Raw genomic sequence first — 24,942 nt, forward strand, 5'->3', positions numbered from 1 at the left:
TACTGGAAGTGGTTTTTCATGTTTCTATATAGTTAGACTGAATTTTTCATTTCTGTTTCTTTAATAAAATTGTCTCTTCTCCGATTGTTTCGATTTGGTTCCATGAGATGGAAAAAGGTTGCTTTGAAGTTCTCAAACCGAATAAGGATTGGTTCATTACGACAAGAGAAAGGATAGAACCTGTTTCTGGATCGATGACTAGATCGGCCCTTCCAAGCATACCAAGTTTCTTTCCTGTCTCAATATCGATGACCTCTTTCTGGGAAAGGGAATTCAACCTCACCGTACACCCTCCTTAACGTTCCGGACTCAACAATTGAGGTAGAGAACCTATCCGGTAATCATCTGCTCTAATTGCATCAATTAGTTCAGGTAAGCTTTCGGCAGTAACGGCAGTCGGATGCATGAGAATGGTTGCGCCGTTGTGAATTTTACCGATAACGCGATCGATCAGCACCTGTTTCGTAGGTTTTCTCCAATCGATTGTATCGACAGTCCAAAGGATCGTTTCCATCCCTAATTCATCAGCAGCACTTACGGTGTTCTGATTGAAGCTGCCAGATGGTGGTGCAAAATACTTCACTTTGGATTTGGTTAAGGCAAACAGGAATTCATCTGCTTGTTCTAAATTGTTTATGGCCTGCTGTTCTGACATACTTCCCATATCTTTATGACCAAATCCATGGCTGCCGATCGTATGCCCTTCCTCATCAATCATCTGGACAAGATTTGTGAAGTCTCTTGCGAAAGCACCATCTATAAAAAATGTTGCCTTGACGTTTTTTTCAGACAAAGCTTGTATCATGTCAGGCAGGTACTCTTCTCCCCAAGAAACATTGATCAAAAATGACACCATCTCTTTGTCTGGGTTCCCCCTGTAAATAGGAGAAGCAGGTAAATCCTCCATACGCACTTTAGGAGGTACAGATTTAAAGACAAGTAAATCGGAATCAAACGATCCTTTTTTCTTCATCTTATTAAAAGAAGCTTCTACATCCACCTTCCGACCGTTCAACCCCGGCGTTTTCTTCCATACCGAGTCAATTGTCGCATCCGTGGGCTCTTTTTCAAATTCCTGTTTTTTTTCTTCAATCATTCGTTTAAGATCGTCCGCTTTATATACCGGGGCATCCGCTGTGCTTTCAAGGACAGCAAGTCCCATGCCAAAAAAGAAAAAGAAGACGATGATCCAACCCGTCATTTTTAAGTGTGTCATCCTTTACACCCCTATAAAGAGTGTATGTACAAGCTGTTCTGCTAGAACCATAATATATCGTGAGCGACGGGGAAAAATGGGCAAAAAAAAGAGACTGGCGAACCAGCTCTTCCGTTATAAGAATAAAGAGTGAACACATGGACGTTGGCCATGTGCCATTCTTATCCTTACGATTCTTTGTTTTCTTCTTCTTCCTCTTGCTTCTTCTTCTCTTCAATGAGAATTTGTTTACGGGATAAGTTTACGCGACCTTGGTTGTCAATTTCTTTAACCTTCACGCGAATCGTATCTCCGATGGATACAACATCTTCCACTTTTCCGATACGCTCTTCAGCTAATTCGGAAATGTGAACAAGTCCATCTTTTCCTTTGAACAGCTCTACAAAAGCACCGAATTTCTCAATGCGTTTCACTTCGCCGTCATAAATTTCGCCTACCTCAACTTCACGAACGATATCCTCAATGATCTTACGTGCCGTATGGTTCATTTCTGCATCAGTAGAAGAGATGAACACAGTACCGTCTTGTTCGATATCGATTTTAACACCAGTATCATCAATGATTTGATTGATTTGTTTACCGCTTGGTCCGATAACATCACGAATTTTATCAGGGTTGATCTTCATCGTCATAATCTTCGGTGCATAAGGAGATAATTCTTCGCGAGTTTCCGGAATGGTATCAAGCATATGACCTAGGATTTCCATACGGCCTTTCTTAGCTTGCTCGAGTGCTTCTTTAAGAATATCACGAGACAAACCTTCTACTTTGATATCCATCTGCAGTGCCGTAACACCCTCTGCTGTACCTGCTACTTTGAAGTCCATATCGCCAAGAGCATCTTCCATACCCTGAATGTCTGTTAGGATCGTGTAGTCATCACCGGACTTGACAAGACCCATGGCAATACCAGCTACAGGGGCTTTGATCGGTACACCTGCATCCATCATCGCAAGCGTACTTGCGCAAATACTAGCTTGTGACGTGGAACCGTTTGACTCAAGGACCTCAGATACAAGACGGATTGTGTAAGGGAAGTCTTTCTCTGAAGGAATCACTTGTTCAAGGGCACGCTCACCGAGTGCTCCGTGACCGATTTCGCGACGGCCAGGTCCACGGATTGGGCCAGTTTCACCGACAGAGAATTTCGGGAAATTGTAATGGTGCATAAAACGTTTCGATTCCTCAAGGTCAAGCCCATCAAGGATCTGAACGTCTCCAAGTGCTCCTAATGTACATACGCTTAGCGCCTGGGTTTGTCCACGTGTGAACAAGCCGGAACCGTGTGTACGAGAAAGCAATCCGATGCGGGAAGACAATGGACGAATTTCATCCACCCCACGACCATCTGGACGAATTTTATCCTTGGTAATTAACCTACGAACTTCTGCTTTCACGATACTGTCTAAAATATCGCCTACTTTGCTTATTGTTTCTTCGTCCGCTTCTTTGTCTTCATAAGATGCGACAATCTCTTTCTTTACCTCGTCGATTGCTGCTTCGCGTGCTTTCTTTTCTTCCGTCTTGATTGCAGCAACAATTTTCTCTGTCGCTTCATCTTCAACGGAGGCTTTCAATTCTTCATCAAGGTCGAATAGTTGTACTTCCATTTTTTCACGGCCAACTGCCTCAATGATTTCTTCCTGGAACTCTACAAGACGTTTAATCTCTTGATGACCAAACATGATCGCTTCAAGCATGTCCTCTTCAGGAACTTCTTCTGCTCCAGCTTCTACCATGTTAACAGCATCCTTCGTTCCAGCTACTGTAAGGTCGATATCACTTTTTTCTTGCTGCTCAATCGTTGGGTTGATAACGAATTCGCCATCTACTCGTCCGACAAGCACACCAGCAATCGGGCCTCCGAAAGGAATATTGGATATTCCAAGGGAAATGGATGAGCCGATCATTGCAGCAAATTCAGATGAACAGTCCTGATCCACACTCATAACAGAGCTGATCACTTGAACATCATTACGGAATCCGTCTGGGAACATAGGGCGAATCGGACGGTCGATGAGACGGGAAGCTAATACCGCTTTGTCACTTGGACGTCCTTCACGCTTAATGAATCCTCCAGGGATCTTTCCGACTGCGTACAGTCGCTCTTCATAGTTAACAGTTAACGGGAAGAACGGCAGGTCCTTCGGTTCCGTTGAACCGGTAGCCGTCGATAGTACTGTTGTATCGCCGTAATGAATGAGAGCGGCACCGTTGGCTTGTTTTGCCAATTCGCCTACTTCAACAGACATCGTGCGGCCAGCGACATCAATGGAAAACACTTGTTTTTCGTCTGCCATAAGAACTTACTCCTCTCAAAATAACTCTTCTTAGTATTCTACAGAGCCAAGTCACAAAGACTTTGCTCGAAATAAATATAGATATCGTCAGTTTACACGGTATTTTATGTAAACATACAGAAAAAGCGGGAATCATCCCGCTTTTTCCCCTGTACATTAACGACGCAAGCCTAGGCTCTTGATAATCTCACGGTAACGTGTAATGTCTTTATTACGTAGGTAGTTTAGTAAGTGACGACGCTTACCTACCATTTTAAGAAGTCCACGACGAGAGTGGTGGTCCTGCTTGTGTGTACGCAGGTGCTCGTTCAGGTTCGTGATTTGTTCAGTTAGTACAGCGATTTGTACTTCTGCAGAACCTGTGTCGTTTTCATGAGTTTTGTACTGATTGATCAGTTCTTGTTTACGTTCTTGTGTGATAGCCATTATGACTACACCTCCTGTAAAAATTTAAAATTCCCTTTCCCCTAGCGGACGTCGGAGTTACGAGCCGCCAAGCGAAGGTTCCATACTATACAGTACATTTTTTGTAGGAAAAATGCAAGGGAAATCCACTATCTATCCGAGAAAAAATGACGTATTTGTGCCTCATCGTCCACAAGTTGCCCCTTAAGCTCCTCCACCCCGGAAAACCGCTTCTCTTCTCGAACCATTAAATGAAACTCGACAACTATCATCTGATCGTAAAGGTCTTCGTCGAAATCGAAAATATGGACCTCGACGTTCGGTTCACGGTCGCCCTCAAAGGTCGGTTTAACCCCCAGGTTCGCCATTGCCGGGTAACTTGTCCCTTGGTGAATTACACGGACGGCATATACACCGATTTTAGGAAGATAATAGTCGTGATCGATCTCCATATTCGCCGTATGGAAACCAATTGTCCTACCACGCTTATCTCCTTCGATGACTTTGCCTTTAATGCTGTATGGTCGGCCGAGTAGCGTTTTCGCCTCCTCAACCCGTCCCTCATCTAGCACCTGACGAATTCTAGTAGAGCTTATCTTATCCTCTTCTTTCTCCACTTTAGCAATAACAGACTGCGTGAAGCGACCATGTGAGAGCTCTGGGAGAATCTCCATCGTCCCTTTTCCCTTATGACCGAATGTAAAGTCAAAACCAGCTACAACATGCTGAACCCCTAGGCCAACGAAAAAGGAGTCTACGAATTCCTGAGGTGACAATTGAGCCAAAGACTTATCAAACTTTACGACAAACATATAGTCTATTCCCATAGAGGCGAGGACTTGTTCCTTTTCCTCTAATGGGGTAATGTAATGGGCATTGATTTTACCTTTTTTTAAGACGACTGAAGGATGAGGGTCGAAAGTCATTACAGCACTCTGAATCCCCAACTCATCTGCTTTTTCTTTTGCTTTTTGGATAACCGCTTGATGACCTTTATGAACACCGTCAAAAAAACCTACAGCGACAGCGCTCGGTTTAACTTGCAACGACTGATTGATTGACTCATGCGTCAAGTGCAACGTTTCCACTTTATTCACCTGCTTTATTAGTACTAGGGCTGAAAAACTCGAACGGGCTTAATCAATCCGGGCTTTTCAGGATGTTGTTGATAGATCGCCAGCACTTCATCCTTGTATTTCACGACAAATTCACTCGCGTTTACATCTTCCGGTTTCTCGAGCACACGCCCGTTGTGAATCCATGAGACCAAATTCTCTTCTACCTTCCATGAAACCATATGATTCAGCCCACGGGCAAGTGGTAACAATAATGACTCTTGTTCTCCAGCATCTGCCGCTTCTTGGACTTCCTCCATGGTGTAACATTCATCCTCTTCTATATCCCCTGTTTTCGTACGAATAAGGGAAGCCATATGTGCAGGGTACCCGAGAGCTTTCCCAATATCGACACAAAGCGTACGGATATAAGTCCCTTTGGAGCAGACTACGCGAATAGAGAAAGTAGCAGAGTCCGCTTCCCGTGTTACATCATCAGAAAGGAGCTCAATGGATTTGACGTTCACCTTTCTAGACGGACGTTCGACCTCCACTCCCTCTCTTGCATACTCATACAGCTTCTTTCCGTTTACTTTGACCGCGGAATACATCGGTGGGATTTGAACGATTTCTCCTTCAAACGTCTCCAAAATGCCACGTACTTCTGCCAAGGACAAGGAGGAGGAAACCGCTTTTGTCTCAAGTGTCTGACCGGATGCATCTTCGGTGTCGGTTGTAGAACCAAGTCTCACCGTCGCCTCGTACACCTTTTCCGTATCTGTCAAGAATGGGACAATCTTCGTTGCTTTGCCAACACAAAGAGGGAGAACTCCCTCCACATCCGGGTCCAGTGTGCCTGTATGACCAATTTTCCTTGTTCTCAGCATGCCTCTTGCTTTACTGACGCAATCATGTGATGTATAGCCCTTTGGCTTCCATAGAGGAAGGATTCCATCCATATCCTCCACCTCTTTTCTTCTGTTAATGATATGTACAGATAAAATCCGTGCACAAAGGCACGGATTTCATTAACTATCGGTATCGTTCAAATCGCGAAGAATCGTTTCGATACGGTTTCCTCGCTCAATGGCTTCGTCAAACTCAAACATAATTTCCGGTGTTTTGCGCAGACGAATGCGCTGACCGATCTCAGAGCGGATGAAGCCTTTCGCTTTCGCAAGTCCTACAAGTGTATCATGACGTTGTTTATCATCCCCAAGTACGGAGATATAAACCTTTGCCTGTTGCAGGTCCCCAGTAACCTTAACTTCTGTTACAGTGACAAAACCCACACGCGGGTCTTTGATTTTCTTATTGAGGATGTCACTAAGCTCTTTTTTCATCTGCTCGCCGACACGGTTCGCACGTAAATCGTTCATGTTCGTTCACCTCTTTTTAGTTAAAGAGAGCCGGGGCACCTCGCGGGCGCCCGACTCAAACGACTTTCACAGCCCGTTTATAACCATTCCAGAAAGGTGTCAGTGCGCTCTATTTCTGGAAACGAATCAATAAACGCTAGTGTCTGCTGAATCGTTTTCTCTGCAATGACCTTGTCACTGTTGATCGTGACAAGTCCAATCGTAGTCCGTTGCCACAGATTTTGATGATCCAGTTCGCTGACGGCTACGTTAAAATCATTTTGAATTCTAGTAATGATCCGTTTAACAACGGAGCGCTTCTGTTTCAAAGACTGAGCATCATAGATCAGACATTCTACTTCAGCGCTTAGAATCATTTACGCTCGATTTCTTTCATTTCATATGGCTCAATGATGTCTCCAACTTTAATATCGTTGAAGTTCTTGACGGTAATACCACATTCATAGCCTTGGGCTACTTCTTTCGCATCGTCTTTATAACGTTTCAAGGCATCGATCTCGCCCTCATAAATGACGACCCCATCACGGATGACGCGCACGCCAGAGTGACGTGTGATTTTCCCGTCTGTAACGTAAGAACCAGCAATCGTACCAACTTTGGATACTTTGAAGATTTCACGAACTTCTACTTGTCCGATGATTTGTTCTTCATATTCTGGATCCAACATACCTTTCATCGCCGATTCGATTTCTTCCATCACTTTATAGATGATGTTATGAAGGCGAATCTCTACGTTTTCTGATTCTGCCGCTTTTCTAGCATTCCCATCAGGACGTACGTTGAAACCGATAATGATTGCATTTGAGGCAGAAGCAAGGGTTACATCTGATTCGGTGATTGCACCTACACCAGTATGAATGATCTTGACTTTCACACCTTCAACTTCAATTTTCTCAAGAGAGCCGGTTAATGCTTCGACAGACCCTTGAACATCCCCTTTAACGATTAAGTTGATGTCTTTGACGTCCCCTTGCTTGATCTGTTCAAACAAGTCATCCAGACTCACTTTCGCTGTTGCACTACGGTTTTCTTCCAATGCTTTTTGAGCACGAGCTTCGCCGACAGACTTGGCTTTCTTCTCATCGTCAAATGCAAGGAAACGATCTCCTGCTTGAGGTACGCTGTTAAGACCGGTGATTTCAACAGGTGTGGAAGGTGCAGCTGTCTTCACGCGGCGCCCGATGTCGTTCACCATCGCACGTACACGACCGTGAGCATTTCCAACTACAAGTGGGTCTCCCACATTAAGCGTTCCGTTTTGGACAAGAAGTGTAGCTACAGGTCCACGGCCTTTATCGAGTTCCGCTTCGATGACTGTACCGTATGCTTGGCGGTTCGGGTTCGCTTTCAACTCTTCCATTTCAGAAACAAGTGTAACCATTTCGAGTAGTTCTTCGATTCCTTCGCCTTGGACGGCAGACATTTTAACGAAGATTGTTTCACCGCCGTAATCTTCAGCGATCAATTCGTACTCCATGAGTTCCTGCATAACACGATCAGGGTTTGCGCCCTCTTTATCCATCTTGTTTACAGCAACGATAATTGGTACTTCAGCCGCTTTGGCGTGGCTGATCGCTTCTTTTGTCTGAGGCATCACACCATCGTCCGCCGCGACAACGAGGATCGCTACGTCTGTTACCTGGGCACCGCGGGAACGCATACTTGTGAAAGCTGCGTGACCTGGTGTATCGAGGAACGTAATTTTCTTACCGTTATTCTCGATTTGGTAGGCACCGATGTGCTGGGTAATTCCACCAGCTTCGCCTTCTGTTACTTTCGTATCACGGATTCTGTCAAGGAGCGTCGTTTTACCGTGGTCGACGTGTCCCATGATCGTAATGACAGCTGGGCGCTCTTGCAAGTCTTCAGGCTCATCGTCGAAAACCATGTTCTCGATGTCTGTATCATCGACAACCACTTCTTCTTCAACTTCTACGCCGAATTCATCAGCGATCAATTCAATGGAATCAGAGTCTAGATCTTGGTTTTTCGTAGCCATTACACCCAAGGACATAAGCTTTTTAATGATTTCTGAAGAATCTTTACCAAGCTTCTCCGCTAATTCGCCTACCGTTAACGAACCTGAGTAAGTAATTTTCCCAGGTGCTTTGGACTGTTGTTTCTTTGGTTGTTGCTTTTGGTTCTGCTGATTAGGTTTTTGGTTTTTCTTATTCTGATTCGATTTTTGTTTTTGTTTCGGTTTGTTGGAGTTTTGGTTTTGGTCCTTTTTCTGACCGATTCCAAATTCGTGATCCAACTTTTGAGCAACCCCGTCATCTAGTGTTGACATGTGGTTGTTCACTTCAATGTTCATTTTTTGAAGTTTATTGATGACCTGCTTACTTGATAATTCGTTCTTCTTTGCATATTCATATACGCGCATTTTACTCATATCAATCTTCACCCCCGAATAGATTCATCGAGCAGCGATTGCAACTTTTTCGCAAATCCTTGGTCAAGAACTGCGATCGCGACTCTTCCTTCCTTTCCGATGGCTTGTGATAACTTATCCCGTTCATCCACCGTATAGCAAGGTATATGATAAAAGCTACACTTATCTGTGAGCTTTTTCTTAGTTTGTTTTCCCGTATCTTCTGCAATCAGGACGATTTTGGCTTTTTTTCTCTGAATATCCCGGACAATCGCCTCTTCTCCGAGCGTGCATTTACCCGCACGCACTGCGAGTCCAAGAAGATTTAAATAACCGCCACTCATGATTCGTCCTCGATGATTGCTTTTAACTGTTCATAGATTTCAGGGTCTACTTTCGTTTTTAGATGACGATTCAAGACTTCCTGTTTCTCCGCGCGCTCAATCACATCGAGATCTTTTGAGATGTAAGCACCACGGCCGTTCTTCTTACCAGTCTGGTCGACGAAAACCTCTCCCTCTTTGTTTCGAACGACACGGATCAATTGTTGCTTCGGATACATTTCTTGAGTAACCACACATTTACGTAGTGGTGTTTTTTGCTTGGAACGGGCCATTGCTCCCCCTCCTTATTCTTCAGACCATTCGTCTTCAGTGTCGAGTTCGTCTTCCACTTCCGTACCTTCACCTAGAAGGCCTTCTTCACGGGCTTCCGTCTCACTCTTGATATCAATCTTCCAGCCTGTAAGCTTAGCAGCAAGACGAGCATTCTGCCCACGCTTCCCGATTGCTAGAGACAATTGGTAATCTGGTACGATGACCGTAGTCGCTTTTTCTTCCTCATCAACTAGGACTTCGACGACTTTGGATGGACTAAGGGCATTGGAAACATACTCAACAGGGTCTTCTGACCACTGTACGATGTCGATTTTTTCCCCTTTAAGCTCATTTACGATCGTTTGTACACGCTGGCCACGCTGGCCTACACACGAACCAACCGGATCAATCTCTTGGTTTTCTGCATAGACGGAAATCTTCGAACGATCTCCGGCTTCACGTGCAACAGAGATGACTTCTACTGTCCCGTCGTAAATTTCTGGTACTTCCATTTCGAAAAGACGCTTCAACAAGCCCGGATGTGTGCGGGACACATAAATATGAGGACCTTTGTTCGAGTTCTCGACCTTGGTCACAAATACCTTCAGACGATCGTGCACTTCGTATGTTTCAGTCGGCATCTGTTCGCCTTCTGGTAAACGTGCTTCAATTTTACCTAGATTCACATAGACGAAGCGTGGGTCTTTTCGTTGGATAATCCCCGTCATGACATCTTCTTCACGATCCACATACTCCCCGTAAATGATGCCACGCTCTGCTTCACGTACACGCTGCGTTACCACTTGCTTAGCTGCTTGTGCTGCAATACGACCGAAGTCCATCGGCGTCACTTCTACTTCGATTACGTCTTCGATTCCGTAATTCGGATCGATTTCTTTCGCCTCATCCAAAGAGATCTCTTCTTGTGGATCCATTACTTCGTCCACAATCTCTTTACGGGCAAAAACCTTCATAACGCCTTCGTCTTCATTAATGTCTACACGTACGTTCGTTGCGGAATTGAAATTCTTCTTATACGCTGAAATGAGCGCTGCTTCTAGCGCCTCGAGCAATAAGTCTTTGTCGATGCCCTTTTCCTTTTCTAGATAATTCATGGCATCAAATAATTCACTACTCAACTGTTTTCTCCCCCTTAATTAAAGCTGACCGCCAAATTGGCTTTGGCAATTTTATTGAATGGTATTTCAAGTTTTTTCTTTCTTGTTTTGATTTTGATTTCTACTACCGCAAGGTTATCTTCAAAAGAGACCAGTGTACCTTCAAACTCTTTCTCCCCATCAATCGGTTCATAAAGCTTCATGTACACATATTCCCCTACGTACTTCTCAAAATCCTGTTCCGTTTTAAGTGGTCGCTCCGCTCCCGGAGATGCGACTTCTAGGAAGTATGCAATATCAATGGGATCTTTTTCGTCGAGCTTTTCACTAAGCTGCTCGGATACTTGTCCACATTCCTCAATATCGACGCCTCCTGGCTTGTCGATGAAAACGCGTAAGTACCAATTGGATCCTTCTTGTTCGAACACGACATCAACGAGCTCCAATTTCATCTCATCTAGTATGGGTTGAACAAGTTCTTCTGTCACGGTTACAACATGATTGCTCATGTAGTTCCCTCCTTTTGATAACCAATTCTCCATATATGTGTCTTATTATGGCTGTGTTTTGGCTGTTTCATTTTCATGTCCGCCTAGAAGGGGTTTGTTCTGCCATGCATGAGAAACCGCTATGACTAATATCATAGCGGTTCCGTGTCACGCAGGCATGATGCCTCTACAAAATCCATCGTTGGCAATAAATATGACGAAAGAGTGGGTTGCCCCACTCTTCCGGTCGTTTCTATCGCTCTTAACACCATAAAAAATATACCATACATGCTTGAATTATGCAAATCAACCAGGATTATTGAAGGTATAAGAGCTGCTTCAAGTCAGGTACTTTAAAACAACGACAGCTGGTTCTCATCCGGCATTCCTTCCAGACAGCCGAAATTATCAAGGTATTCAAGAACGGTCTTCGATATCTTGCTTCGCTCACGGAGGTCCTGCTTAGAAAGGAATTCTCCCTCCTTGCGTGCGTTCACAATATTGATAGCAGCGTTCGTTCCAAGACCATCTACAGCGTTAAATGGCGGAATAAGTCCATTCCCTTCTACGATGAAGTCTGTGGCACTTGATTCATAGAGATCTACATTTTTGAAATGATAGCCGCGTTCACACATTTCCAAGGCTAATTCAAGGACAGTGACAAGGTTTTTCTCTTTTGGCGTGGCGTCAAATCCTTTTTGTTGAATCTCTTGAATTCTAGCGCGGATTGCATCTGACCCTTTAACCATAGTCTCCAAATCAAAATCACCTGCACGAACTGTGAAGTAGGCTGCGTAAAAGTAGATAGGATAGTGCACTTTGAAGTAAGCGATCCTTACGGCCATGAGCACATAAGCAGCAGCGTGGGCTTTCGGGAACATGTACTTGATTTTCTTACAAGAATCAATATACCAATCCGGCACGCCGTGTTTCTTCATTTCTTCTATCCATTCATCTTGGAGGCCTCGTCCTTTACGGACAAACTCCATTATTTTAAAGGCAAGTGAAGGCTCAAGTCCTTTGTGCATCAGGTAAACCATGATATCGTCACGGCACCCGATTACTTCAGGAAGAGTACAAATACCGTCATTGATCAGTTGTTCCGCATTTCCAAGCCATACATCTGTCCCGTGTGACAGACCAGATATAATGACAAGCTCGGCAAAAGTCTTCGGCTTCGTATCTTCGAGCATTTGACGAACAAATCTCGTTCCGAACTCTGGAACCCCTAGTGTTCCTGTTTTACACATGATTTGCTCTTCGGTGACTCCCAGTGCCTCAGGCCCGCTGAAAATCTTCATGACTTCCGGGTCGTCAACGGGGATCTCTTTCTGATCGATTCCACTCAAATCTTGAAGCATGCGAATCACGGTCGGGTCATCGTGTCCGAGAATATCTAGCTTCAACAAGTTATCGTGAATGGAATGGAAATCGAAGTGTGTCGTTTTCCACTCTGACTTCTGATCATCAGCAGGGAATTGAATCGGAGAGAAATCAAAGATATCCATGTAATCAGGAACAACGATGATCCCTCCAGGGTGCTGGCCAGTGGTCCGTTTTACACCCTGACACCCTTGTACCAGCCGGTCCACTTCCGCATTCTTAAATTGGAGCTGATTGTCACCTGCATATCCCTTCACGTACCCATAAGCCGTCTTTTCAGCAATCGTACCAATTGTTCCGGCACGATACACATTATCTTCACCGAATAGTACTTTGGTGTAGTTGTGTGCCTGAGGTTGGTATTCACCTGAGAAGTTCAAATCGATATCAGGGACTTTATCCCCTTTGAACCCAAGGAAGGTCTCAAATGGAATATCCTGACCGTCTTTCTTCATGGCAGTTGAACATTCGGGACAGTCTTTCTCAGGCAAGTCAAACCCACTACCTACCGACCCATCGGTGAAGAATTCATGATACTGGCAATCCGGACACACGTAGTGAGGAGGTAATGGGTTCACTTCTGTTATGTCGGTCATCGTAGCGACAAAGGAGGACCCTACTGAACCACGGGAGCCTACAAGATACCCATCCTCAAGGGACTTCGTTACAAGCTTCTGAGAGATCAAGTAAATAACCGAGAACCCGTTATCGATGATACTCTTTAACTCTTTCTCAAGCCTTTCCTCAACGAGCTTCGGAATCGGCGCACCGTAAATACTTTCTGCTTTTCCATAGGACATTTGACGAATTTCATCATCTGCGCCTTCAATATTAGGAGTGTACAAATCATCTTTCACCGGATTGACCTCGCCGATTTGTCCGGCGACTTTATGGGTATTGGTGACGACGACTTCTTTTGCCTTGTCTTCCCCTAAAAAGCTCAACTCTTCGATCATCTCATTTGTTGTTTTGAAATGGACTTTCGGAAGTGTTTGTCGAGCCAAAGGGTTACCGTTTTGAGACTTAATCAGAATTTGACGGTACTGGCCTTCATGAGGCTCTACGTAATGAGTATTACCTGTCGCAACGACTGTTTTACCCATACGTTCTCCCATTGCAACAATCTTTTTCAAGATGTCATAGATTTGAGCCTCATTCTGAACAAGATCCTTCTCCAAAAGATGATAGTAGTTACCAGGGGGTTGGATTTCCAGATAATCATAGAAGTCAGCTACTTTCTCCGCTTCCTCTTCTGACTTCTGCATCATCGTTTCAAACACTTCCCCCTTGTCACACCCAGATCCGATCAGTATCCCTTCTCTATATTTCTGCAATCTGGACCGCGGGATACGAGGTACTCGATAGAAATAATTGAGGTGAGACTCAGACACTAACCTGTACAAGTTCTTTAAACCAGTATTGTTCTGAACTAATAAAATACAGTGGGATGGCCTTGAGCGTTGATAAGCTTTACCTTCTCCCATATAGTCATTCAAATTTTGGTGATTTGTTATGCCGCGTTCAAGCGCCTTTTTCAGAAGCTTCCACAATAGATACCCGGTCGCCTCTGCATCATAAATAGCACGGTGGTGCTGGGTAAGTTCGATATCGAACTTCTTACAAAGCGTGTTCAGTCGGTGATTCTTCAATTCTGGTACGAGAAGCCTTGCTAGTTCAAGCGTATCTATGACTGGGTTTGTTGATTTACCAAGATCGATCCGCTGGAAGCCAGCATTCAAGAACCCCATGTCAAAGCTCGCATTGTGTGCGACCAGGATATCGTCTTTCATCCATTCATGGAAGTCACGTAAGACGTCCCCGATCTCCGGTGCATCTTTCACCATGTCATCTGTGATACCTGTTAGATCTATCGTCGTTTGTGACAATGGTTGGTGTGGATTAGCAAAGCGTTCAAACCGATCGATGATTTCACCGCCTTGAACTTTTACAGCTGCAAGCTCAATGATTTTATCGTAAACAGCAGATAAACCCGTTGTCTCGACGTCAAAGACAACATACGTGTCAGATTCCAGGTCACGGTCCTGCTCTTCATATGCAATCGGTACCCCGTCATCCACAAGATTAGCTTCCATCCCGTAAATAATGTTGACCCCATTCTTTTTACCTGCTCCGTGCGCATCTGGATAGGCTTGTACAACAGCGTGATCGGTGATTGCAATAGCTTCATGTCCCCAATCGCCTGCTTGTTTGACCAAACGGTCCGGTGATACAGGTGCATCCATCATACTCATTGTTGTATGAGCATGAAGTTCTATTCTCTTTTCTCCTTCAGGCGCATCGTCTTTGCGCACTAAAGGCTTCACTTCGTTGAGGTCATTCGCCATCATCGTAAGTTCATTCGTGAAGTTGTCTGTTTGAATTCCCCCACGAGCTTTGATCCACATCCCTTTACTGATGTGTTTGAATAACTCGGCATGATCGTCGCCTCGTGAGAACATTTTGATTGAAAAAGAATCCGTGTAATCCGTCACTTTCAGAAGCAACAGGTGACGACCTGAACGCAACTCTTTGACCTCTGTGTCAAAGATATAGCCCTGAACGGTCATGCGGCGTTCCTCTTCTTCAATGGTTTCCATCGGAACCGGGTCGTCCTGAATTTTATACCCGATTTCAAGTGGACCTTTCGGCTTCGAATCATCTTTATCTTTTGCCCGCTCTTCCTGATCCTTCACTGCTTGTTGGACAAGAAGTTTATCTTCTTTCTGACGCTCTTCATGGAATTTCTTAATTTGCTCTCTTTCCTCCTGCACTCTTGTCGAGAACATAAGGGACGGCAAACCGGACTTCGTGCAATAGGCTTGAAGCGGCGCTTCGATCTTCTTTTTGACGGCATGGCTCTCAGCCAAATTCCTACAAGTTAACATAACCTTATTACCGTTCACTTCAGGAACCTGTTCCATTAGTAAATCCTTATAGCCAGGTGACAGGTCGGTCATCGTTTTGATAAAACTCTGCCAATACTCTACAACTTCCTCTGCTGTCAGTTCTTTATTTCTTGTCTCCATCGTCCAATCAACTTCCGCAATTGGCCGGAAAGTGGATATTAGTTTTGCAGTAAACAAATCATAGACTGACGGCGGTAATGGCCTGGGTAGATCAAAATGGAAATGCCACTGCTTTCTCTCCTTATGGACAATCAGCTTCCTCAATGCACTCTCTTTAAAATGAGGCTCTATTAAATCATGAGGGAATTGGATCTGTTCCAGTAAGTAATGCATTTTTTCCTGATTGTTCACACTCATGTGAGTTCCCCTCTTTCTACAAGTCTTCTCCGAACAAACGGAAACGCCTCAGGGCTAGAAATATGCCTGGGCGTTTCCACCGTTTTTATGCGCTGTACCAATTCTTAACGTATCCCACTATCTCATCATGGCTTAATTCATTTTGTTCACCGGTAGTACGCTCTTTCACTTCGACAATTCCTTCTGAAGCACGTTTACCTACCGTCACACGTACAGGGATTCCGAATAAATCACTATCCGCAAATTTCACTCCCGCACGCTCTTTACGATCATCGTACAATACCTCGATACCAGCCTCAAGAAGCGTGTCATACAGCTGATCTGCCAATTCCTTCTGATCCTCTTTCTTTGGATTCATGGAAAGTAGATGAACTTGATATGGTGCAACATTGGCTGGCCATGTAATACCACGTTCGTCATGGTACTGTTCTACAATGGCAGCTAGCGTACGAGACACCCCTATACCATAAGACCCCATGATCATTGTGTTCGCTTTCCCTTGATCATTGAGGAAAGTTGCATTCATGCGTTCAGAATAAAACTCACCAAGCTTGAAGACGTGTCCCACTTCGATACCACGTGCGAACTTGATAGTACCTTCGCCATCCGGTGATGGGTCTCCCTCTTTGATGAAGCGAAGATCAGCATATTCCTCTACCTCAAAGTCTTGTCCTGGTGTAACATTCGTATAATGGTACCCTTCTTCGTTTGCTCCGCAAGAAACATTAACTAATGCATTTACCGCGTGATCGGCAACCACTCTTACCTCTTCTCCGACCGCCACAGGCCCAAGCGAACCGAATCCTGCACCGAGGAGTCTTTTCGTGTCTTCTTCAGAAGCGAGCTCAACTATATCCGCATCGAACAAGTTTTTCAGTTTTACATCATTCACTTCGTGGTCGCCTCGGGTGACGACAAGGACAAATTCTTCATCCACTTGGAAGAGGATTGCTTTCAACCCTTGCTCGAGACCATGACCTAAGTAGTCAGCAACTTGCTGCATCGTCTTTTGACCTGGAGTCTCGATTTTCTCCATTGCTCTTGGTTCTTCAGCCGTTTTCTCATAAGTAGCGACAACAGGAGCCATTTCGATATTCGCTGCATAGCGTGACGTGTCTGAATAGGCAATGACGTCTTCGCCTACTTCTGAGAGCACCATGAACTCATGCGTGTCTTTACCACCCATCGCACCCGAGTCTGCAATGACCGCGCGGAAGTTTAGCCCCAATCGGCGGAAGATATTCGAGTAGGCATCAAACATCTTCTGATACGTTTCATCTAAACTTTCATACGACTCATTGAAAGAGTATGCGTCTTTCATTAGAAATTCCCGACCGCGCAACAGTCCGAATCTAGGACGAGCTTCATCACGGAATTTATTCTGGATTTGGAAAACAGTTAATGGAAGCTGTTTATAACTTTTCACCTCATGGCGCACAAGGCTCGTAATGACTTCTTCGTGAGTCGCACCAAGTGCGAATTCACGATCATTGCGGTCGTGTAGACGCATCAGTTCTGACCCGAATGTCGTCCAGCGTCCCGTTTCCTTCCACAGTTCAGATGGTTCTAATGCAGGCATCATCATTTCATGAGCCCCTACCTTCTCCATTTCTTCCCGAACAATCGCTTCTACTTTCCGAAGTACACGTTGTCCGATAGGGAGGAAACTGTAAATACCTGCCGCGATCTGACGTATGTACCCAGCACGCGTTAATAACTTATGGCTCTGTATTTCTGCGTCTGCTGGATCTTCTTTAAGAGTTGGAATAAGCATTTGACTTTGTTTCATTCGTCAGCACCTCATATCTTTTATAGTTCGTTCTGTAATAAGACCATTTCATCTAAGTTCTATTATAATAAATTCGTTGTATAAGATAAACAATTCACTTCTAGAAAAGTATGGAGGATGGTAATGATCCACCCTCCGTAAATAGAAACAATAAAGCTGGAAGCCTCTAAAGAGCTGTTATCTCTATTCGGCTTCCAGCTCATTTGATTATAAGAATAAACGTTGAATATCGTTCCATGTTACGACCAGCATAAGCAGCATTAGCAGAGCAAACCCGATAAAGTGTACGATTCCTTCTTTTTGCGGATCGATCGGTTTACCCCGAACAGCCTCTAGCCCGACGAATATCAGGCGGCCTCCATCCAATGCTGGGAGCGGAAGTAAGTTAACTATTCCAAGGTTGATGCTAAGTATAGCCATCCACATCACGAAATTCGTCAATCCTGTCTGTACGACTTGGTCTGTTGCATCATAGATACCTACAGGACCAGACAACATATCCAGTGAGAACTGTCCCGTTACGAGCTTACCTAAGTTTGTCAGTATGAGAGCTGTCCAATCATAAGTCTGCGTAAAGCCGAAGGTCAGCTTTTTAGCAAACGAATCTTCAAATGCCCTCTTCACACCGACTTGACCAATCGATTCGTCACGGTCTGTCGTAACTTCAGCAGGTGTAACTTCTACTTGTTCTGTACTTCCGTTACGGTTAACAGTCAGGAGCAACGACTCTTCTGGATGCTCACGAACAACTCTCGTAAAGCCTTCCCAAGTGCTGACAGACTCTCCGTCAATCGAAACAATCTCATCTCCTGCCATCAGCCCAGCCTGATCCGCTGGGGAGTTGTCCTGGATTTCACCAAGCTTCGCTTCGTCGGAAGGTACCCCTTGTACAAAACCGAGGATCATAAACAGGACGATCGCTAACACAAAGTTCATCATTGGACCAGCGAAGAGCTGCATAGCCCGTTGTGGCACGGTTTTAGAGGCAAACTGGCGATCGTAAGGTGCAATTTGAGTCTCTTTCTCATCCAAAACGAACATCGCTTTTGGATCGACTTCAAAGAACAGTTTTTCGTCTTCATCTACTTCATAGCCTTCAATGACAAGACGATGATCGAGATCAGCACGCTCTACTTCAATGACTCTTGCGTTAGGGTGCTTCGATTTATTGTTGACGATGATACGGTTTACCTTGCCTTCGTCATTAAACTCAAGACCGATATGGTGACCAGCTTTGAGTTCAATAATCTCAGGATCTTCCCCAGCGACTCGTACATATCCACCGATAGGCAGGAGTCTGATTGTGTACAATGTTTCGTTTTTTGTAAAAGCAAAGATTTTCGGACCAAAGCCAATTGCGAATTCCCGGGCAAGCATACCGGCGCGTTTGGCAAAAATGAGATGCCCCCACTCATGAACAAACACCAAGAGGCCGAACATGAGTATAAATGCAATCACTGTAGTCAAATGAAGCACCTTCCTTTTAATTTAAGTGGAAACGGACCTTATTCCTTGTTTCCTTATCAATAGAAAGTATGGTTGATAAGTCCGGGTTATGAATACGCTTGTGAGCTTCTAGTGCTCGCTCGATCTTTCTCTCGATATCCAGGAAGGAAATCTTTCCCTCTAAGAATAATTGAACGGCTTCCTCATTGGCTGCATTCAAAACAGTCGTCATCGAACCCCCTTCACGTCCTGCCTCATAGGCCATTCGTAGACAAGGGAATCGGACCATGTCCATCTTTTCAAAATGTAGTGTTGCGATTTCTTCTAGGTCAAGCTGTTTCGTCATTTCAAGATCAAGCCTGTTCGGATACGTCAGTGCATATTGAATCGGCACTTTCATATCCGGTGTTCCCAGTTGAGCCATCACACTTCGGTCGACGAACTCCACCATAGAATGAATGACACTCTCTCTATGAAGAATAACATGAATCTGATCATAAGGTACATCAAAAAGCCAGTGCGCTTCAATCACTTCAAGCCCTTTGTTCATCATAGAAGCAGAGTCGATGGTAATCTTTGCCCCCATGCTCCAGTTCGGGTGGTTCAGTGCATCTTCTACCGTGACGCCGACTAGTTCCTCCCTCGTCTGATCACGAAAGCTTCCGCCTGACGCGGTGATGATCAACTTATGAATATCCTGCTTGTTTTCCCCGTTCAATGACTGATAGATAGCTGAGTGTTCACTGTCAACCGGCAGAAGTTCTACTCCATGCCTTTTCGCTTCTGACATGACAAGATGTCCAGCTGTTACTAGCGTCTCTTTGTTCGCAATCGCTATCGTCTTTTTTGCTTCGATTGCTTTCAACGTTGCAGGAAGTCCTATACTTCCCATCACAGCATTCACTACTACATCTACAGCATCGTCAACACTGATCTCAATTAAACCTTCTGTTCCCGTATAAATAGGCTGATCGATCAGTCTGGATAACGCATCTTTTGTCGCCTCGTCCTGAACCACGACCGTCTTCGGGTTAAACTCTTTAATGAGCGGTAAAGCTTTCTCGACGTTCCGACCGAAAGCCATCGAGTGAAGGTTAAATTCGTCAGGATGAAGCCGGATGACGTCAAGGGTTTGAACGCCAATAGACCCTGTAGCTCCTAATAAAGCAATTTGTTTCATCGAAAACTAGCTCCTCTCACTACAAAGAAATAAAGTTGATCAAGTGGAGAATAGGCAGAATGAAAATCAGGCTATCAAACCGATCAAGCACTCCCCCATGTCCAGGTAGGATTTTTCCGGAGTCTTTCACGGCGTAGTGCCGTTTGAATGCAGATTCCACTAGGTCTCCTATCTGACCAGCTATGGATATCAAAATCGTAACGAGGATGACGATAATCATAGAATGGTCAAGTGGCGCAACTAGTTGGAAGATGATGGCGACGGCGCAGGCAAGCAGAATACCGCCAACGGAGCCTTCGATTGTCTTTTTCGGACTGATTTGAGGCCATAGCTTTCGCTTACCGAAAGCCCTGCCGAATAGATAAGCGCCGGTATCAGTAGCCCATACGATAAACAGGGCGAAAAACAGATATTCAAGTCCCCCGCTCCTCGTCTCAATCAGGTAATTGAAGCCCATACCGATATAGATGACAGAGATCAATAAGAAGCCTGCATCGTCAAATGTGAAGCGGTTCTTCACTAGAACGGTATAGCTTAATAGTACGAGTACCGCTAGCAGCGTGATCTCGGACTTCGTAATGAACTCGGTGATATCGACATAGTTTTCAATACTCTTATAAGGCAGCATAAGCGCCCACATAAGTAATAAACCTAATCCAGCCGCAACCGAATAACGGGAAATCCGCTTCATTCGGACTAGCTCAAGAAGGGCGATACTTGCGATAACATAAACGAATATATTAAAAATCATCCCACCGAAGAAGACGATGGGGATAAAGATCAATGCCGCTACTACGGCTGTGATGGTTCTTTGTTTCATAATCCTCTCACACCTTATACTCCGCCATACCGACGTTTACGATTTTGGTAATCATAGAGCGCTTTTTCGAAGTGGTTCTCCGTGAAATCCGGCCAATAAACCTCGGTGAACCAAAACTCTGCATAGGCAAGCTGCCATAATAAGAAGTTGCTTAGACGTTGTTCGCCACTAGTGCGTATAAGCAAATCCGGTTCCACTAAGTCAGAGGTGTACAGTTCAGATGAGAACAACTCCTCGTCTATATCGGTTTGTTTCAGTTCGCCACGCTCTACTTTAGTTACTATTTGCTTGACTGCATTGACCATTTCAAAGCGACTGCCATAGTTTAGTGCAAAGTTCAGGGTTAATCCGTCGTTATGCTTCGTCTGTTCGATTGCCTCTTCCACAGCTTTCTTAGTATGTGGAGGTAGAACATCGAAATCCCCAATCGTCTGCACTCTGACATTCTTTTCAATGAGTTCAGGCAAATATGTATTTAAAAAATCCACCGGTAGTTTCATTAAGAATTCTACTTCGTTTTTCGGGCGCTTCCAGTTTTCTGTTGAGAACGCATAGAGGGTCAATACATCGACACCAATATCAGAAGCGAACCTTACGATTTTCTTCACGACACCCATGCCTTCTTTGTGCCCGGCAATTCTAGGCATTCCTCTATTTTTTGCCCATCTACCGTTCCCGTCCATTATAATTGCCACATGCCTCGGGATTTGTGTGTGATCTAAGCCCACAGGCTGCGGTAAGGGCTCTTCATTTTTCCGTTTTTTTATAAATGGAAACTTGATTGGCATGTTTAGTCCCCCAGTCCATTTCTTCCATCTATTCTATACTCTTATCCTACACCATGCCAAAACGAATGAAAAGCGCCACTGAAACGAGCGTCCACCCTAGCAGCTTATCACCTTACAAAAAGAAAAGCCACGCTGCCAAACATTAACAGCGCGGCTTTATACACATTATGGCATGGGACTGGAAAGCATTACACTTCCATGATTTCTTCTTCTTTTGTCTTCGCCAATTCGTCGATTTTGAGGACGTTTTGGTCTGTTACCTTCTGAACATCATCTTGGAAAGAACGAAGGTCATCTTCCGTAAGTTCTCCGTCTTTTTCAAGCTTTTTCAAACGGTCATTAGACTCACGACGGATGTTACGAACCTGTACCTTCGCTTCTTCAGAATACTTACCGACAACTTTAGCGAGTTGTTTACGGCGTTCTTCTGTAAGCGCTGGAATATTGATTCGCACAATATTACCGTCACTAGAAGGAGACAGTCCTAAGTCTGCCTTTTGAATGGCTTTTTCAATCTCTGCAATCGCAGTCTTGTCATATGGAGTAATGACTAGCAGTCGAGGTTCTGGTGCAGAAACTTGCGCTAGTTGATTAAGTGGCGTTGCAGCACCATAGTAATCAACATATACGTTGTCTAGGATGGATGGGTTCGCACGGCCGGCACGTACAGTAGCCAACTGACGAGAGAAAGCTTGTACAGCTTGTTCCATCTGTTGTTTTGTTTCATTAATCACGGCTTCAGACATGATTATTTCCCCCTAACAATGGTTCCGATATTTTCGCCCATTACGGCCTTTTTGATATTACCTTCTTCAGTTATAGAGAATACCAATAAATCGATGTCGTTGTCCATACATAAAGAAGAAGCGGTTGAATCCATTACACCAAGTCCCTCATTGAGTACTTCCATGTAAGAGAGTTCGTCATACTTTTTGGCATCTTCATTTAGTTTTGGATCATCCGTATAAACGCCATCCACATTGTTCTTCGCCATTAGAATAACGTCTGCTTCAATCTCAGCAGCTCTTAGCGCAGCGGTGGTATCGGTTGAGAAGTACGGATTACCTGTCCCTGCTGCGAAAATGACGACGCGCTTCTTCTCTAAGTGGCGAATCGCCTTCCTACGGATATAAGGTTCCGCTACTTGTCTCATTTCAATAGACGTTTGAACACGGGTTGGAATCCCCTGATTTTCAAGGCTGTCTTGCAATGCTAGTGAGTTCATGACAGTTGCGAGCATTCCCATATAGTCAGCATTCGCACGGTCCATGCCCATTTCACTGCCGACTTTGCCACGCCAAATATTACCGCCGCCAACTACTACGGCAATTTCCACCCCTAGTTCAGCGACTTCTTTCACTTGACGAGAAACGGATTGTATAATGCTAGGCTCCAAACCGAAACCAGCTTTGCCACTCAAGGCTTCTCCGCTCAATTTTAATACAATACGACGATAGCGAGCAGTTGTCATAGTTACCTCCCGTGTGTTTCTTCTTCATCGTGCTACTATATGTAGCCATTTTTGAAAATAGGGAACACAGATGTGTCCCCTATGCTGTCACGTCATTATTTTTTAACTTGACTCATTACTTCGTCTGCGAAGTTTTCTTCACGTTTTTCCATACCTTCGCCTACTTCGAAGCGATCGAAAGCATTGATTTGTCCGCCTTTAGCTTCAACGAACTGTTTCACTTTCTGGTCTGGATCTTTAACGAAATCTTGCTCTAGAAGGCAGATCTCTGCGAAGAATTTGTTCAAGCGGCCTTCTACCATCTTCTCAACGATGTTTTCAGGCTTTCCTTCATTCAATGCTTGTGTTTTAAGCATTTCGCGCTCTGCGTTCGCTTCCTCTTCAGGAATGTCCTGCTGAGAAACATAGCGAGGGTTAACTGCTGCTACGTGCATCGCAACGTCTTTTGCAGCTTGCTCGTCTGTAGAGCCTTCAAGTACAGTTAGTACACCAATGTTACCGCCCATGTGAAGGTAAGCACCGAATGCATCATTGTCTGTCTTTTCTTTAAGAGCGAAACGGCGAAGAGAAATCTTCTCACCGATTTTAGCGATCATATCTGTAATGTAGTCGCCTAGCTTTTGACCATCACCGTGAAGTGGTTGTTCAAGAGCTGCTTCTACTGTTTCAGGCTTTTGGGATACTAGGTGCTTCCCTAGATCTTGAAGCATCGTTTTGAAGCTGTCGTTTTTCGTTACGAAGTCTGTTTCACAGTTCACTTCGAAAAGAACAGCCGTGTTACCGGAGATCTCGATTGCAGCAGCACCTTCAGCTGCGATACGGTCTGCTTTCTTCTGAGCTTTAGAGATACCCTTCTCACGAAGCCACTCCATCGCTTTTTCCATATCACCATCTGTTTCAGTAAGTGCTTTTTTACAATCCATCATTCCAGCACCAGTTTTTTCACGAAGTTCTTTTACCATCTTAGCGTTTACAGCCATTTTGAAAGCCTCCTTAATTAAGTGAGCATATTTTCTTTAAAAAAGGTGATAAAAGGTCTTCCCCCTTATCACCTTTCGAACGTCTTACTCAGCAGCTGTTTCAGCTTCTGCTTCTCCAGCTTCTTCAGTTGTTTCGTTCTCTTCCCCTTGCTTCGCTTCAAGAACAGCGTCTGCCATCTTAGAAGTTAGCAATTTAACGGCACGAATTGCATCGTCGTTTGCAGGGATTACATAGTCGATCTCATCCGGATCACAGTTCGTGTCAACGATACCGACAACTGGGATGTTTAGTTTGTGAGCTTCTGCAATTGCAATACGCTCTTTACGAGGGTCGATTACGAACATTGCATCTGGAAGGCTCTTCATTTCTTTAATACCGCCTAGGAATTTAACAAGACGTTCTTTTTCTTTCATCATATCAACGACTTCTTTTTTCGGAAGTACGTCTGTTGTACCGTCTTCTTCCATGCGCTCAATGTCTTTAAGACGGTTGATACGCTTACGGATTGTGTCAAAGTTTGTTAGAGTTCCGCCCAACCAACGCTGGTTGATGTAGAACATACCGCAACGAGTCGCTTCATCACGCACTGTGTCTTGTGCTTGTTTTTTCGTACCTACGAAAAGAACGTTACCACCGTTCGCTGCTACGTCACGTACGTAGTTGAACGCTTCATCTACTTTCTTAACTGTTTTTTGTAGGTCGATAATATAGATCCCGTTACGCTCCGTGAAGATATACTTCTTCATTTTCGGGTTCCAGCGACGAGTTTGGTGTCCGAAATGAACACCAGCTTCTAGTAGCTGTTTCATAGAAATTACAGACATGTTTGTTTCCTCCTGAATGGTTTTTTTTAGTATCCTCCGCCTTTTTCATTTTTCTCTATCAACTCGTGA

At 44.5% G+C, this 24,942-nt stretch carries 24 protein-coding genes; 1 reads left to right on the forward strand and 23 read right to left on the reverse strand.

What is annotated here, in order from left to right:
• Positions 1-46 precede the first annotated feature (46 nt).
• The 13 genes from E4663_RS07120 to rimP all read right to left on the reverse strand — a co-directional run bounded on the left by E4663_RS07120 (position 47) and on the right by rimP (position 10,949).
• On the reverse strand, positions 47-283 hold the full coding sequence (locus E4663_RS07120; protein ID WP_079480141.1) for a YlmC/YmxH family sporulation protein: 237 nt from the start codon (positions 281-283) through the stop codon (positions 47-49).
• Positions 284-295: 12 nt separating this feature from the next.
• Complete coding sequence (locus E4663_RS07125) at positions 296-1,216, reverse strand: polysaccharide deacetylase family protein (RefSeq protein WP_135327097.1); 921 nt, start codon at positions 1,214-1,216, stop codon at positions 296-298.
• Positions 1,217-1,383: 167 nt separating this feature from the next.
• A complete protein-coding gene (gene pnp / locus E4663_RS07130; protein WP_079480143.1) occupies positions 1,384-3,516 on the reverse strand; it encodes a polyribonucleotide nucleotidyltransferase in 2,133 nt (710 codons plus the stop codon).
• A 156-nt stretch (positions 3,517-3,672) separates the two neighbouring features.
• On the reverse strand, positions 3,673-3,942 hold the full coding sequence (gene rpsO, locus E4663_RS07135; RefSeq protein WP_079480144.1) for a 30S ribosomal protein S15: 270 nt from the start codon (positions 3,940-3,942) through the stop codon (positions 3,673-3,675).
• A gap of 128 nt (positions 3,943-4,070) precedes the next feature.
• On the reverse strand, positions 4,071-4,994 hold the full coding sequence (locus E4663_RS07140) for a bifunctional riboflavin kinase/FAD synthetase (RefSeq protein ID WP_241657124.1): 924 nt from the start codon (positions 4,992-4,994) through the stop codon (positions 4,071-4,073).
• A gap of 38 nt (positions 4,995-5,032) precedes the next feature.
• Positions 5,033-5,935, reverse strand: coding sequence for a tRNA pseudouridine(55) synthase TruB (truB, locus tag E4663_RS07145; protein WP_135327099.1), 903 nt, complete (start codon positions 5,933-5,935; stop codon positions 5,033-5,035).
• Between the two features lie 69 nt (positions 5,936-6,004).
• Complete coding sequence (gene rbfA / locus E4663_RS07150) at positions 6,005-6,355, reverse strand: 30S ribosome-binding factor RbfA (protein ID WP_079480147.1); 351 nt, start codon at positions 6,353-6,355, stop codon at positions 6,005-6,007.
• 77 nt (positions 6,356-6,432) lie between these two features.
• Positions 6,433-6,711: a DUF503 domain-containing protein gene (locus E4663_RS07155; protein ID WP_079480148.1), complete on the reverse strand. Its 279-nt coding sequence runs from the start codon at positions 6,709-6,711 to the stop codon at positions 6,433-6,435.
• Positions 6,708-8,747, reverse strand: a complete 2,040-nt coding sequence (gene infB, locus E4663_RS07160) for a translation initiation factor IF-2 (protein ID WP_135327100.1) — start codon at positions 8,745-8,747, stop codon at positions 6,708-6,710. Before infB ends, E4663_RS07155 begins: the two co-directional genes overlap by 4 nt.
• 8 nt (positions 8,748-8,755) lie before the next feature.
• On the reverse strand, positions 8,756-9,070 hold the full coding sequence (locus tag E4663_RS07165) for a YlxQ family RNA-binding protein (RefSeq protein ID WP_079480150.1): 315 nt from the start codon (positions 9,068-9,070) through the stop codon (positions 8,756-8,758).
• Positions 9,067-9,342, reverse strand: a complete 276-nt coding sequence (rnpM, locus tag E4663_RS07170; RefSeq protein WP_079480151.1) for an RNase P modulator RnpM — start codon at positions 9,340-9,342, stop codon at positions 9,067-9,069. The genes E4663_RS07165 and rnpM overlap by 4 nt, the downstream gene beginning before the upstream one ends.
• 12 nt (positions 9,343-9,354) lie before the next feature.
• Complete coding sequence (nusA, locus tag E4663_RS07175) at positions 9,355-10,461, reverse strand: transcription termination factor NusA (RefSeq protein WP_079480152.1); 1,107 nt, start codon at positions 10,459-10,461, stop codon at positions 9,355-9,357.
• 14 nt (positions 10,462-10,475) lie between these two features.
• Positions 10,476-10,949 (reverse strand): ribosome maturation factor RimP, encoded by a 474-nt coding sequence (gene rimP, locus E4663_RS07180; RefSeq protein WP_079480153.1) that lies wholly within the window; start codon positions 10,947-10,949, stop codon positions 10,476-10,478.
• A gap of 121 nt (positions 10,950-11,070) precedes the next feature.
• On the opposite strand from rimP, the gene E4663_RS20240 reads away from it, so the two are divergent.
• Complete coding sequence (locus E4663_RS20240) at positions 11,071-11,202, forward strand: hypothetical protein (RefSeq protein WP_277752102.1); 132 nt, start codon at positions 11,071-11,073, stop codon at positions 11,200-11,202.
• Positions 11,203-11,281: 79 nt separating this feature from the next.
• Here the strand turns inward: E4663_RS20240 and E4663_RS07185 are convergent, their stop codons facing one another.
• The 10 genes from E4663_RS07185 to rpsB all read right to left on the reverse strand — a co-directional run bounded on the left by E4663_RS07185 (position 11,282) and on the right by rpsB (position 24,873).
• A complete protein-coding gene (locus E4663_RS07185) occupies positions 11,282-15,574 on the reverse strand; it encodes a PolC-type DNA polymerase III (protein WP_135327101.1) in 4,293 nt (1,430 codons plus the stop codon).
• 85 nt (positions 15,575-15,659) lie between these two features.
• Positions 15,660-17,363, reverse strand: coding sequence for a proline--tRNA ligase (locus E4663_RS07190; protein ID WP_135327102.1), 1,704 nt, complete (start codon positions 17,361-17,363; stop codon positions 15,660-15,662).
• Positions 17,364-17,570: 207 nt separating this feature from the next.
• Positions 17,571-18,830, reverse strand: a complete 1,260-nt coding sequence (rseP, locus tag E4663_RS07195; protein ID WP_135327103.1) for an RIP metalloprotease RseP — start codon at positions 18,828-18,830, stop codon at positions 17,571-17,573.
• Between the two features lie 16 nt (positions 18,831-18,846).
• A complete protein-coding gene (gene dxr / locus E4663_RS07200) occupies positions 18,847-19,989 on the reverse strand; it encodes a 1-deoxy-D-xylulose-5-phosphate reductoisomerase (protein ID WP_079480157.1) in 1,143 nt (380 codons plus the stop codon).
• Positions 19,990-20,008: 19 nt separating this feature from the next.
• Positions 20,009-20,809, reverse strand: a complete 801-nt coding sequence (locus tag E4663_RS07205; RefSeq protein WP_135327104.1) for a phosphatidate cytidylyltransferase — start codon at positions 20,807-20,809, stop codon at positions 20,009-20,011.
• Between the two features lie 14 nt (positions 20,810-20,823).
• The gene (locus E4663_RS07210; RefSeq protein ID WP_079480159.1) at positions 20,824-21,597 is read right to left on the reverse strand and encodes an isoprenyl transferase; all 774 of its coding nucleotides are present in this window, start codon (positions 21,595-21,597) and stop codon (positions 20,824-20,826) included.
• A 188-nt stretch (positions 21,598-21,785) separates the two neighbouring features.
• Positions 21,786-22,343: a ribosome recycling factor gene (frr, locus tag E4663_RS07215; protein ID WP_079480160.1), complete on the reverse strand. Its 558-nt coding sequence runs from the start codon at positions 22,341-22,343 to the stop codon at positions 21,786-21,788.
• Positions 22,344-22,345: 2 nt separating this feature from the next.
• The gene (pyrH, locus tag E4663_RS07220; protein WP_079480161.1) at positions 22,346-23,068 is read right to left on the reverse strand and encodes a UMP kinase; all 723 of its coding nucleotides are present in this window, start codon (positions 23,066-23,068) and stop codon (positions 22,346-22,348) included.
• A gap of 95 nt (positions 23,069-23,163) precedes the next feature.
• Positions 23,164-24,048, reverse strand: a complete 885-nt coding sequence (gene tsf, locus E4663_RS07225) for a translation elongation factor Ts (RefSeq protein ID WP_135327105.1) — start codon at positions 24,046-24,048, stop codon at positions 23,164-23,166.
• Between the two features lie 84 nt (positions 24,049-24,132).
• Positions 24,133-24,873 (reverse strand): 30S ribosomal protein S2, encoded by a 741-nt coding sequence (gene rpsB, locus E4663_RS07230; RefSeq protein WP_135327106.1) that lies wholly within the window; start codon positions 24,871-24,873, stop codon positions 24,133-24,135.
• Positions 24,874-24,942: the final 69 nt, after the last annotated feature.

The sequence above is a fragment of the Halobacillus salinus genome, assembly GCF_004684905.1.
GTDB classification, from domain to species: Bacteria; Bacillota; Bacilli; order Bacillales; family Halobacillaceae; genus Halobacillus; species Halobacillus salinus.